Annotated in this window: 9 protein-coding genes; 5 read left to right on the top strand and 4 right to left on the bottom strand. The window is 68.9% G+C overall.

What is annotated here, in order from left to right; genetic code table 11:
* Window positions 1-16: 16 nt before the first annotated feature.
* On the top strand, window positions 17-1,144 hold the full coding sequence (locus QMK61_RS16615) for a hypothetical protein (protein WP_302073356.1): 1,128 nt from the start codon (window positions 17-19) through the stop codon (window positions 1,142-1,144).
* Between the two features lie 235 nt (window positions 1,145-1,379).
* Window positions 1,380-3,305, top strand: a complete 1,926-nt coding sequence (locus tag QMK61_RS16620) for a hypothetical protein (RefSeq protein WP_302073357.1) — start codon at window positions 1,380-1,382, stop codon at window positions 3,303-3,305.
* Window positions 3,306-3,371: 66 nt separating this feature from the next.
* Here QMK61_RS16620 and QMK61_RS16625 read toward each other — a convergent pair whose 3' ends face one another.
* The 4 genes from QMK61_RS16625 to QMK61_RS16640 form a co-directional block, all read right to left on the bottom strand.
* Window positions 3,372-3,803: a hypothetical protein gene (locus QMK61_RS16625; protein ID WP_302073358.1), complete on the bottom strand. Its 432-nt coding sequence runs from the start codon at window positions 3,801-3,803 to the stop codon at window positions 3,372-3,374.
* Window positions 3,804-4,075: 272 nt separating this feature from the next.
* Complete coding sequence (locus tag QMK61_RS16630) at window positions 4,076-4,246, bottom strand: hypothetical protein (protein ID WP_302073359.1); 171 nt, start codon at window positions 4,244-4,246, stop codon at window positions 4,076-4,078.
* A 113-nt stretch (window positions 4,247-4,359) separates the two neighbouring features.
* A complete protein-coding gene (locus QMK61_RS16635) occupies window positions 4,360-6,618 on the bottom strand; it encodes a molybdopterin cofactor-binding domain-containing protein (RefSeq protein WP_302073360.1) in 2,259 nt (752 codons plus the stop codon).
* The gene (locus QMK61_RS16640; RefSeq protein ID WP_302073361.1) at window positions 6,615-7,148 is read right to left on the bottom strand and encodes a (2Fe-2S)-binding protein; all 534 of its coding nucleotides are present in this window, start codon (window positions 7,146-7,148) and stop codon (window positions 6,615-6,617) included. Before QMK61_RS16640 ends, QMK61_RS16635 begins: the two co-directional genes overlap by 4 nt.
* A gap of 935 nt (window positions 7,149-8,083) precedes the next feature.
* On the opposite strand from QMK61_RS16640, the gene QMK61_RS16645 reads away from it, so the two are divergent.
* The 3 genes from QMK61_RS16645 to QMK61_RS16655 form a co-directional block, all read left to right on the top strand.
* Window positions 8,084-12,244 (top strand): RHS repeat-associated core domain-containing protein, encoded by a 4,161-nt coding sequence (locus QMK61_RS16645; RefSeq protein WP_302073362.1) that lies wholly within the window; start codon window positions 8,084-8,086, stop codon window positions 12,242-12,244.
* Between the two features lie 248 nt (window positions 12,245-12,492).
* The gene (locus QMK61_RS16650; protein WP_302073363.1) at window positions 12,493-12,963 is read left to right on the top strand and encodes an RHS repeat protein; all 471 of its coding nucleotides are present in this window, start codon (window positions 12,493-12,495) and stop codon (window positions 12,961-12,963) included.
* Window positions 12,917-13,035 (top strand): transposase (locus QMK61_RS16655; protein ID WP_302073364.1); only part of this gene is annotated, 119 nt, incomplete at its 3' end. The genes QMK61_RS16650 and QMK61_RS16655, both read left to right, overlap by 47 nt.

Genomic DNA, 13,035 nt, shown 5'->3' on the forward strand with positions numbered 1-13,035 from the left:
TGGCGCGGAGGCGGTCATGGCGGGAACGGCGCAGGGCGCCGTGCGCATAGCCTTGTGCCTGCGCGCGACAGGGTCAAGCTGCACTGCGAAGCGGAACCGCGGCGGGGTCCGGGCGGTCAACACCCGGTGTACAAGGAAACGGCCGCGCCGCATCGCCAGCGCCAGGCCACGACGAGGACGAATCATCGAACGCCCCGACCAGGTCGAACACCACCGCTGGACGCCCCTTCCGCCCTCGGCACGCGGGCTGGCGCCGCTGGACGCCGCCAGCCTGGCCCTGCTGCGCCGGCTGCACTGGCGCGCGTCACCGCGCGAGCCGCGCCGGCTGTGGACGGGGCTGGCGTTCACCCTGCTGCTGCACCTGTTGCTGGGGGCGCTGATCGTGCACGAGCTGCGTCCCACGCCGATGCCGCAGGTGCCGGCGACGACGGCGTCGGTGCTGCAGGTGCGCCTGATCGAGCGCGCTACGCCGGCAACGCCGGCGGCTCCGCCACCTCCACCCGCACCTCCGCCGCGCCGCCGCCCGGTGCCGCGCGCCGTGCCGCCGCCCGCCGCGACGCCGGCTCCCGAGCCGACGAAGCAGGAGGCGATGACCGCGCATATCTACGACCGCGAGGGCCGGGTGGAACTGCCGCCGGCGCCGGCCAGCAGCGCGCCGCCGGCCTACGTCTCCGGCCGCCTGCAGAGCGGCGACACGCGGATCCTGAAGCACGACGCCGGCGACAAATACCGCAGCAAGGACACCCGCTTCGCCCCGTATTTCCCGCCGCCCGGCGAAAGCGCGGTGGACACCGCCATCCGCCACGTGATCGAAAAGACCACCAAGACCGGCACCGTCCACCTGCCCAAGGGCGTGCGCGTGCATTGCTCCACCGTGCTGTTCATCCTGCCCGTGGGCTGCGGCGGCGACCCGCCCGCGCCGCCGCCGCCCACCGACGGCGACGAGCGCCTGAACATGGCGCCCGCGCCACTGGCCAGGCCGCAGCATCCGCCGAAGGCGCCGGACGTGGACGCGTGCATCGCCCTCTATCGCGCCGGCAAGCCCTTGCCGCACGGATGCCCGGTGGACACGCCCACCCGCGCCGTGGACGCCGGGATGCGCGAGCTGGAACGCAAGCACAGGAACGATCCGGGTGGCGGTTGAGAGTTTGCGCGTTTTTCAAACTTGCAGCCCGGCCATGGATCGTCCACCTGGTTGATTGATCCGCCGGGGTGCGGCCGGCCCCGTGCGGCGCGCCGATGAAGATGCCCACACAGTCTTTCGAGCGCCCGCCCGGCGACGAAAAACTTTGCGCCGGCGTGCGGGAAACCGCGCGCCGCCCGCTACACTGCGCCGCATGCCGTTGCCGCCTCCGGACCCGCCCGCCCGGCCTGCCCGCGTGACGATCGAATCGCCGCGCGAGGCGGCGTTGCGCGCCATCGTCTACCGCGGCCGCCTGCGCGAGAAGCCGCGCGAGCGCGGGCTGCGCGTCGCCGGGCTGGTCGGCTCGCTGCTGGTGCACCTGGTCTTCCTGCTCGGTGCCGTGCTCGGCCCGGCCTACGTGCCCGACGAGTTGCCGCAGACGCCCTACAGCAACGTGCTGCACGTACGCCTGATCGACAACAAGCCCGAGCCGCCGCCCCCGCCGCCGGTGCGCGGCACGCCGCCGGAACGCCACGGCCCGCGCCGGCGCGACCGCGCCACGGCACAGCTCGTCCATGCGGCGCCCGCGCGACAGACCGCGACGGCCGTCCCCACCGCGCAACCGTTGCCGGCGGTGCCCGCGCCCCCGATCGACCGGCCGGTGATCGCGACGCAGCCGCTGCCCGCCGCGTCGCTGCCCAAGCCGGCGGCCGCGCCGCTGCCGCCGGTGAGCGTGCCCAGGCCGGCGCCGACGCAGGCGCTGCAGCCGGTCGCGGTCAGCGCGCCGCCGCCGGACATCCACCTGGAGGTGCCGCCGGCGCCGAAGCCGGTGCCGCCGCGCTTCCAGCCCGAGCCGGTGCGCAAGGCACAGGCCGAAGGCACGCGGCCGATGCCGCCGCCGGCCTCGCTGGCGCTGCCGCCGCTGCCCACGCCCGCCGTCGCCGTGCCCAGCCCGCCCAGCATCGTGCTGGACAAGACCGTGCCGGCCAGCGTGGCGCCGCCCAGCGTCGCCGCGGTCAGCCACGCCGAACAGCCGGCCGCGCCGCCGGCGCCGCAGTTGCAGGCAGTGCCGCTGCCCGCGCCCGCGGCGCCCACGGTGAACCTGCAATCCACGCTCGACGTCGCCGCGCCGACGGTGCCACGCGAGCGGCCCCGGGTCGAGGCGCCGACCATCCGGGTGGCCCCGGCCCAGCTCGCTGCCGTGCCGTTGCCGCCCGCCTACGCCGCGCCGGCCACGCCGCGCGTGCAGGCGCCGTCGGTCGCACTCGAGCCGCCCTCGCTGCCGGCCGCCGAACTGGCGATCCAGCCGCCGCAGGCCAAGGTGGCCGCGGCGCTGCCCGCGCCGGCCGAGGCGGTTGCGGCGAAGCCCGCCGAGCCCGCGCCCGCGAAGGCGGCGCCGTCCACGCCGGCGCCGGCCGCCGCCGCGGAACGCGAGGCGGCAAACGCGGAGGCTTCGCCGTCGTCGTCGACGGCGCAGACCAGCAGCGCGCCCGACGCCACGCCGCAGGGCCGCGACACCGCCACGCCGGGCCAGCCGCAGGGCACCACCCGCCCGGTGCCGCCGTCCAGCGTCACGCGCGCGGGCAATCTCGCCTCGACCACGGCGGGCGAAGGGCAGGTGACCGGCGCGCAGGGCCACGGCACGCAGGGCAGCCCCGAGGGCACCTACATCCAGCTGCTGCCGCACGGCGACACGCGGATCATGGAGCACCGCACCAAGGGGCCGCACTACCAGCCCACCATCTTCGACCAGTACTGGACGCCGGAAGGCGAAAGCTCGGTCGACACCGCGCTGCGCCACGCGGTGGAGAAGGTCACCGTGAAGCACACCTTCCACCTGCCGCGCGGCGTGCGCATCGAGTGCGTGGCGATGCCGCTGCTGCCGGTGGCGCTGCTGGGCTGCGGCAACCCCGATCCGCCGGCCCGGGCGCTGGACGCGAAGACCTACGAGAAGCTCAACCTGCCCACGCTCAACAGCTCCATCCCGAAGATGGCGCCCCCCGCCAGCGCCCCCGCGCCGGCGGCCCCGGTGGCGCTGGACAACGGTGCGCTGTGTTCCGCGGCGCGCGTCTCGGGCGGCCCGCTGCCACCCGGTTGCGACGCTGCGCCGACCACCCGGCCGGCGGCGCTGCCGGCGCCGTCGGGCAGCTCGTGGGTGCCGGCGAGCGACCAGTTCCATTAGGGCGAATGCCATGAGGCCGCTTGCTTCTAGCAACCGGCGAGCATCCGCAATGCCGGTATCCCGCGTCTATTTCATGCGATAGGCGCGGACGAACACCCCCATCACATCTATTTCGATGCGATCCTTGCCCAGGAGGAAGACCGGGGCGCAGCGGCTGCTATCAAGCATCCATACCGAGGGCGGGAGTTCCGCGTCGTCCGGGTGTGCACCTGCGCTTTCGCTGAGCATGCGGGTGGTGTCGGCAACCTGGCGAACCTTGAAGCCGTCGTCCGGTTGGCATTTTTCGCCATTGAGGTCGATGCTCGTGGTCGTGATGACAACCGTTTGCCCGAGCAATTCCTTTGCGAGCGGAATGCCATCGCTCGTATCGGCGTAGCCGACGACGTCGGCGATTTGCCAGCGCCCCTGGAAATCCTCGATGGAGGCGGCGGGCGTTTGCGCCATGGCAGGCGTCACCATGCCGAGCATGGCGATAAGCGGCAGCGCATGACGCAGCATCAGGGGTTCCTCTGCAGGAAGGGACGGTTTTCCCGCTGCCTGCGGGCAACGAGACCCGGACTCAGGCGTGCGGGGCCGGTCGGATGGCCGTTGCGATCACGCGGATGCACCATCACGTTTCTCGCCATGTGAGCCGCGACGCGAGCCATGTCACTGTGATTTGCGGGAGCGAGCGCTTGCCTTGTGTTGAACGTGGTCCCTGACGATATTCCTGACTTCGCGTTCGGCTTCGTGGGCGCGTTCGGCCAGGACGGCGTTGACCTGCGCCGGCGTCACGGTCCGCCGCAATTCTTCAGCGGTGCACGGGCCATAATGGGCCAGAGTGCCAATCCCCCAAGTGCAATTGTCCCTATCGGATCGTTGTAGTAATGCATCACGGTTCCCTCGTTGAACCGCAGCGCGGCATAGCCTGCCGTGCTGAGATGCATGCTTTCGTTGGCCATGACGATTTCCCTTTCGCTGGCTGATGGTGATCGGAGGTATAGCTTGTCGCGCAGGAGTTGCCTGCGAAGGGAATCACAGAGTCACGAATGGGACAGCCAGGCAGGCTCTGGCATCACAGCAGCCGCAGCAGCTCCTTCATCAGCGGCAGGCGGCGCACGCGCACGGCGCTGACGCGGAATACGGCGTTGGCGAGGGCGGGCGCGGCGCTGGGCATGGCGAGGAAGCTGGCGCCGGTGGGCGGGCGATCGTCGCCGGGGACGACGATCGTCTCCACGTCCTTCGGCAGCTGCGCCATGCCGGCCAGCGCGTAGTCCTTCCAGTCGTGCTGCTGCACGCGGCCGTCCTTGAAGGTGACGGCCAGGTTCAGCGCGGTGCCCAGCGCGTCCAGCGTGGCACCGGCGACCTGGCCTTCCAGGCCCTGCGGGTTGATCACCCGGCCCACGTCCACTGCGCAGACGGCGCGCTCGATGCCCAGCGTGTTGCCCTTCAGCGAGACCTCGACGGCATGCGCCACGTAGGCGCCGCCGACGTGCCAGCAGGCGATGCCGAGGCCGTTGACGCTGTGCAGCCAGTTCGACTTCCAGCCGATGCGCCCGGCGACCAGCGACAGCACGTTGCGCAGGCGGCCGATGTCCAGCGTGCCGCCGCCGGCGAGCGGCAGCTGGCGCGGTTCGCCGAGCAGGCGCAGCTGGGTGTCGAGCGGGTTCTCGCGCAGCAGATGGGCCAGCTCGTCGACGAAGCTCTGCACCGCGAAGGCGTTGGTGAGGTGCGGCATGCCGCGGTGCGGGCCGCGCGGCAGCGCGGAGGCGAGGCCGTACCAGTCGCTGCGGTAGTTGGGCACCAGGCCGGCGGGCAGCTGGTCGGCTTCCAGCTCGCTCGTCCACAGCCGCGCGTCCGGCACGCCGCGGCCGGCGAGCGCGGAGGCGCTGGCCAGCTTCTGGTCCCATGCGATGACGCGGCGGTTGCGGTCGATGATGGCGCTGATGCGGTGCGCGCTGGCGGGGCGGTACCAGTCGTGCGCGAGATCCTCGTCGCGCGTCCACAGCAGGCGTACCGGGCGGTCGACGGCCTTGGCCACGATCACCGCCTCGGCGACGTAGTCGTGGTCGAGGCGGCGGCCGTAGCCGCCGCCCACGCGCGGCACGCGGATCTCGATCTGGTCGGGCTTCAGGCCGGTGAGGCGCTGCACCACGGCCCAGGCGCGCTGCGGCGCCTGGGTGGGCACGACCAGGGTGGCGTGATCCTGCTCGATGCGCGCCAGGCAGCACATCGTCTCGGCGGTGGCGTGGGCCAGCCAGGGCTGATGGTAGGTGGCCTCGAAGCGGCGCGCGGCGTGCTTGCCGGCCTTGACCAGGTCGCCGTCGTCGCGCACGCGCGTGGTGGGGTCGGTCTTGCCGTCGAGCAGGGCGTCAGCCTGCTGCTCCAGCGCGGCGCTGGTCTCCTTGCCGCTGGGGCCGGGTTGCCAGTCGAGCTTGAGCTTGGCGCGGCCCTGCAGCGCGGCCCAGGTGTCCTCGGCGATCACCGCCACCGCGGGCGCGCACGGCGTCTCGCCGGCAGGCAGCGCCGGGTCCGGCTTGAGCTGCACGACTTTCAGCACGCCTTTCACCGCGAGGGTGTCGGCGGTGTCGATGCGCTCCAGCCGGCCGTCGCGCCAGGGGCAGTGCGACAGCACGGCCACCACGGCGTCGCCGATGTGGTGGTCGAGCGTGTACGGGGTCTGGCCGGTGACGAGGCCGTGCGCGTCGACATCGCCGGCGGGCTGGCCGATCAGGCGGTAGCGGTCCGGGGTCTTCAGCGGCAGTGCGGATGGCGGCGGGGCAATCTTCGCGGCGGCGGCGGCGAGCGCGCCGTAGCCGAGGTGGCGGCCGTCGGGCGCGATCACCGTGCCGTTCTCGCTGCGCAGGCGATCGGCGGATACGCCGAGCTGCCTGGCGGCGGCCTGCAGCAGCAGCCAGCGCGCCAGCGCGCCGGCCTGGCGCAGGTCGGCCCAGGCGGCGGGGATGGAGTTGCCGGTGCCGCCGAGCTGGTGGCCGTAGGTCCAGCGCGGCTGGCCGTTGGCGTCCTCCACGCCCAGGCCCAGCGGCACCACGCGGACGCGCGACCAGTCCGCGTCCAGCTCGTCGGCGACGATGCGGGGCAGGGCGGTGGCCACGCCGGTGCCGGTGTCGGGGTCGCGCGCGCCGATCAGCACGCTGCCGTCGGCGTCGATGCGCACGTAGGCGCCCAGGCCGTACAGCGTGTCGCCGAGGAAATCCGTGGGCACCGGCGCGTCGGTGGCCGAGGCCAACGGGATGCCCACCACCAGCGCGCCGGCGGCGCCGGCCAGCACCTTGAGGAAGTTGCGGCGCGAAAGCTGCGTCTGCCCGCTCATGCCTTGCTTTCCTTCATGGCCTTGGCGGCGCGCTTGATCGCGCGGCGCGCGCGGGTCTGGCAGCCGCAGCGGCACAGGTTGGGCAGGGTGTCGATGTCGGCGTCGGACGGCTCGCGACGGCGGCGCAGCAGGTCCGCCGCGGCGATCAGCCAGCCGGGCGTGCAGTAGCCGCAGCCGATCGCGTCCTCGTCGACGAAGGCCTGCTGCAGCGGGTGCAGCGAGCCGTCGGGCTGGGCCAGCCCCTCCACCGTGGTGACCTGGCGCCCGGCCAGCTTCGCCATCGGCAGCGCGACGGCCGACCGCGCCTTGCCGTCCACCAGCACCAGGTCGGCGCCGGACTCGCCGTGCTCGCCGCCGTAGCGTGTGCCGCCCAGCTTCAGCACGTCGCGCAGGTACCACAGCAGCGGCATCTGCGGATCGCCGGTGTGCTGGAAGTGCTCGCCGTTGACCTGCAGGCCGATGCCCGTGCGCGCCGGCTCGGGCTCGACGCTGCCGGGACTGCGGTGCGGCGGGACGTGGACTTGCGCCATCGGGATCGCGTCTCCTCGAACGTGGGAAGGCCGCGGGCCCCGGCCCGCGCGTCCGCGCATTGTGGCATCGCACGGCGCGCTTGGGGCCGGCGGCGGCTGAACGGGTGACGTTATACCGGGACTCCGGGGGCGATAACCGGCAGGTCGGTGTCGAATTGTGCGAGCTGCCGTGCAGGCCCTGCGCCGCCACTTGTGCCATCGTAGCGACGGGTAGCGATGGCAGCCATGGATGGCCTGGCACGCCCCGAAGCTTATGGGTGTCATGGCGATGGCGGGCCAAGCATTGGCGAAGGAGGCGGGGACACGGGCGTGTCCGGTTCCGTAACGAGTTGCCGGATATCGGAGACGGGATGTCGTTGGTATGCTGCGCGGATCATCCCGAACTCTTCCCCAGGCGAGTAGACGGTCAGGCGGGGCTTGAATAGGTGCCGGATGGGCAAGGACGTTCAGGTGGCGAGGAGCAGGTAATCATGTCTTGGAGGATATGCATGGAGCGGATTCGTTGGTTGCGGGGGATGCTTCCCTTTATCGTATGTGGCTGGCTCTTCGTGGGAGCCGCCGTGTCCCAAGGCACATCGGCGGCGCCTCCATTCGGACAGGCCATTTATCCGAGTCGCGCCGCAGCCGTTGCCGCTTGTGAAGCGGATAAGTCCTGGTTTTTAGAATATATGGATTTGTCGCCACAAGACTATACTTTGCTGAGTCAAACGTGTTTGTCTTATCCATATGATGCTTATTACAATCAGGTCGTTCTCGTAGCGACATGGTGGGATGCGACAATACACGGTTTATGGCCGGCAGGTTTTGGACAATTCGCCTACCCAATAACTTATGAGTGTTCGGACCCGAGCAGGCCAGCAAGCCTCCCGTGCGTCCCCTACAAGCCGGAAAAGAACCTGGGATGTGGTTGCGACCATGTAGGCATCAAGCCGCCGTTGGTCGGCAACCCGATCAACGTGGGCACGGGCGACAAGGCCCAGTCGGCGACGGACTTCGACTTGGGCGACCTGGTATTCACCCGCTACTACAACAGTTCGCCCAGTGTGCGCGGATCCCACCTGGGGGTCGGCTGGCTCGACAGCTACGACCGGACCGTCATGCAGACGGTTCCAGGCGTCGCGACACAGATGACGGCCGCGCGCCCCGATGGCCGGGAACTGGTCTTCAACAAGGTCGGCGGGGTATGGGTGCCGGACGGGGATATCCCGGACCGTTTGGTCGAAAACGACACCAGCAGCGGTGCGGTCGCTTCCTGGCGCCTATTCGTTGCCCGCACGCGGACGTATGAATCGTATTCGGCGGGCGGCCTGCTGCTGTCGATAAGCGACGGAAGCCATGTGCTGGCCACCCTCGGCTATACGGCCGGTACCGAGCTCTCGTCGACCGGTTCGGTGGTGTCGCCGGCGCTGCTGGCAACGGTGACCGACAGCCAGGGCCGGACCCTGACTTTTGGCTACGACAACTGGAACCGGTTGGTTTCCCTGCGGTTGCCGGATGGCGGTTCGATCGACTATGGCTACGACGCGAACAATTTCCTGTCCCAGGTCACGTATCCGGATCATGCGTCGCGCCAGTATGTCTACGACGAGCCGGCCTTCAGTGCCGCCGGAGTGAAGCAAGGCAAGCTGACGGGCATCGTGGACGAAAGCGGCGCGCGCTATGCCACGTATGGCTACCAGGCGGACGGGCGCGCGATATCCACGCAGCATGGCCAGGGCGCCGATCGGCACATGGTCAGCTATGCGACCGACGGCATGAGCGCCCAGGTGACCTACCCCACCGGGGTGCAGGAGACGCTGGGGTTCTCCAACACCCTGGGCAGCATGAAGGCCGCTGCCGCCAGCACGCCCTGTGGGCGGGCCTGCGGCGAACTGGCCCAGTCCCGGACGTACGACGCCAACGGCTACCCGGCGTCCTCCACCGACTTCAACGGCAACGTCACCACGACGACCTACGACACGGCGGGCCTGCTGACCCAGCAGGTCGACGCCTCGGGCACACCCAGCCAGCGCACTACGAACCTCACCTGGGACACGACGCTGCGCGTACCGCTGACGCGCACGGTGCTGGACGCCAGTGGCCATACGGTGAGCAACACCCAGTGGACCTACAACACGCGAGGCCAGGTGCTGGCACGCTGCGAGGTGGATCCGGGCAACAGCGCCACGGCCGGCTACGCCTGCGCGGCGACCGGCGCGGTGCCGGCCGGCGTACGCCGCTGGACCACCACCTATTGCGATGCCGTCGACGGCACCCAGTGCCCGCTGGTCGGCCTGCCGCTGACGGCGACGGGCCCGCGCACCGACCTGGCGCAGACCACCGCCTACAGCTACTACCTGGACAGCGCGACCCGTGACTGCACGACGCCGGGAGGCGCCTGCCACCAGCCGGGCGACCTGCACACGGTCACCGATGCGCTGGGTCACGCCACCACCATCGCCTCCTACGATGCCGATGGCCGCATCACCCGGGAAACCGACGCCAACGGCGTGAACACCGACCTCACCTACACCCCGCGCGGCTGGCTGGCCACGCGCAGCGTGGGTGGGGCGACCACCACCTTCACCTACACGCCCTATGGCGCGGTGGCCTCCATCACCGACCCGGACGGCATCGTCACGGCCTATACCTACGACGCGGCCCACCGCCTTACCGACATCACGGACGCGCAGGGCAACCGCCTCCACTACACGCTGGACGCGGCCGGCAACAAGACGGCCGAGCAGGTCTACGACGCCAACGGTGCGGTGCGCCGCAGCCTCACGCGCACCTACAACCCCCTGGGCGAACTGACCTCGGTGGTGGACGGCCTGAACCAGACCGTGTTCAGCGCCGGCTACAGCGACAGCTACGACGCCGACGGCCACCTGGTGCACAGTGCCAATGGCCGGGGCGTGCAGCAGCACCAGGGCTACGACGCGCTGAACCGGCTGGTGCAGACGATCCAGGACTACGACGGCACGGACAGCAGCACCGCCAACACCACCACGGGCTATGCCTACGACAGCCTGGGCCGCCTGACCGGGGTGACCGACCCGGACGGGCTGGCCACCACCTACGCCTACGACGGCCTGTCCGACGCCACCGGGCAGGCCAGCCCGGACACGGGCAGCACCACGCGCACCTACGATGCGGCGGGCAACGTGCGCACCCGTACCGACGCCAAGGGCATCACGGCGACGAACAGCTACGACGCGCTGGATCGCCTCGTTAGTACCACGTACCCCGACAGCACGCAGGACGTGGCCTACCACTACGACGAGGTGGATAGTGTCACCGGGTGCAGCAACTCGTACCCGGTCGGGCGCCTGACCCGGATCGTCGAGAGCGCCGTCACCACGGTGTACTGCTACGACGCCCAGGGCCGTGTCACCCGCAAGCAGCAGGTCACCGCCAGCGGCACGGATACGACGGGCTACGCCTACACGGCGGCGGGCCGACTGGGCGGCATCGTGTACCCCAGCGGCACGCTGGTCACTTACACCCGCGATAGCGATGGACGCATCCAGGGCGTCAGCGTGACGCCGCCGAATGGCACCGCCCGCACCACCGTCAGCAGCGTCGCGTACCTTCCGTTCGGCCCGGTGAGCGGCTACACGCTGGGCAACGGACAGGTCGTCACAAGAGCCTACGATGCGAACTACCGGCTGACGGACCTGACGAGCCCGGCGTTCAACTTGCACGTGGCGCGGGATGCGATGGGTGATATCACGGCCATCGGCAACAGCCCGGGCGCAAGTCCGGCGACGGAGAGCTACCACTACGACGCGCTCGACCGGCTGACCGCGATCACCGAGGCGGACGGCAGCATGCTGGAGAGCGTGACGTACAACAAGACGGGCGACCGGTTGAGCAAGAGCGGCAGCGGGCTGGCGACCGGGAATTACAGCTACGCCGCCAACACGCACCAGCTCATTGCCACCGGCAACGCAGCCAGAGCCGTGGATGCCAATGGCAACACCACGGCGATCAGTCAGGCGGGGATCACCTACGGATTAGGCTACAACGACCGCAACCGATTGACGGTGGTGCAGTCCGGCGGTAGCACGGTGGGCACCTACACCTACAACGCACTGGGCCAGCGCATCCAGAAGGTGACGGGCACTGGCACCGAGCGTCTCGATTACGACGAGGCGAGCCAGCTACTGGCGGAGGCCGGCTTGACGAACCGGGACTATATATGGATGGACGACATCCCGGTGGCGACAGTCGATACTCAAGCCAGGGCGAGCACAATCAGCTACATCACGGCGGATCAGCTCGGCACGCCGCGGGCGATAGCCGACGGCAGCGGCACGGCGTTCTGGCAACTGCCATACCAAGGCAACGCCTTCGAGGAACTTTTGCCGGCGTCATCAACGGGCTACGTATACAACCTCCGCAGTGCAGGGGAATATTACGATACCGAGACGGGCCTCGACAGCAACGGTTACCGTACGCGCGACCCGGGTACGTGGCGATTCTTGCAAAGCGATCCGTTGGGGCTGGGCGGTGGCGTCAGTACCTATGCGACGGTCGGAAGCAATCCATTAGGCAACATCGACCCCTTGGGGTTGCAGACGCTGCCTCCCTCGACGTATAGCATTGATTGGACGAAGCCAGAAACTCGGAGCGCATTCGCGCAGTATGCACTCAACCTGGTTGTCCCCGGTTATGCGCTCTACGGATGCTACAAAGAGGGGTGTGGCGCTGCAGGGTGGGTCGGTGCAGCACTGGGCTCCTTGCCTGCCATAGGCGCTGTATCTGGCGTGCTGAGAGAGGCGCGTGCGGCAAGGGCAATGTGTGGAGCTGCAGAAGGTAGCGGTAAGACAATAGTTATTGGTGAAAGCATGGCCGATCGCGTGATTCCGGCTGCTGAAGCTAATGGAGCTTCATACTACAACCCTCCCGAGGCACCACCCGAGCAATGGATGCAAAACAACCGAGACTGGATTAATCAGAAAATGGATGAAGGTTGCACCATACTCGATTGCGGCGCAGCGCCTGGGCGCACGAACTATCCCAACCCTACTAGTCCATATTATCAAATGGAACTTGATCAAATCATGAGTCGCGGGTATCGGAATTATTCTAAGATACCTGTCATTGGAGAATAGAAATGAGTTTAAACATAAATAAAATAGACGACCAACATTATACAGCTTCTGCGACACCGCCTCATGTCAAGGAGCCTTGGTCAACAGCCTCAGCGTTGCCAGTTAGAGAGCTAATCAAGGAATTGCAAGCCCGAGGTTGTCATCAGCAAGACATTGGCGATGTGTTGTATGAATTGGACCCGCAGTGGGTAGAAAAGCTCTAATCCAATACGTTTTTCAGCGAGAGTTACGCCCCCGATGGGAACCGGGTGCACAGTGCCGATGGCCGGGGCGTGCAGCAGCACCAGGGCTACGACGCGCTGAACCGGCTGGTGCAGACGATCCAGGACTACGACGGCACGGACAGCAGCACCGCCAACACCACCACGGGCTATGCCTACGACAGCCTGGACCGCCTGGTCGGGGTGACCGACCCGGACGGGCTGGCCACCACCTACGCCTACGACGGCCTGTCCAACGCCACTGGGCAGGCCAGCCCGGACACGGGCAACACCGTGCGCACCTACGATGCGGCGGGCAACGTGCGCACCCGCACCGACGCCAAGGGCATCACGGCGACGAACAGCTACGACGCGCTGGATCGCCTCGTTAGTACCACGTACCCCGACGTCCCCCCGGTTTTGAGTAGCACGGCCGTTTGGAGTCCAATCCCCCAACCGAAGGAGATTGGACGTGAAGAAGCGCTTTTCCGAAGAACAGATCATCGGCTTCCTGCGTGAGGCGGATGCCGGCCTGCCGATCAAGGAGCTGTGCCGCAAGCACGGCTTCAGCGAGGCCTCCTACTACCTGTG

The organism is Fulvimonas sp. R45, from assembly GCF_030504985.1.
Lineage (GTDB): Bacteria > Pseudomonadota > Gammaproteobacteria > Xanthomonadales > Rhodanobacteraceae > Rhodanobacter_A.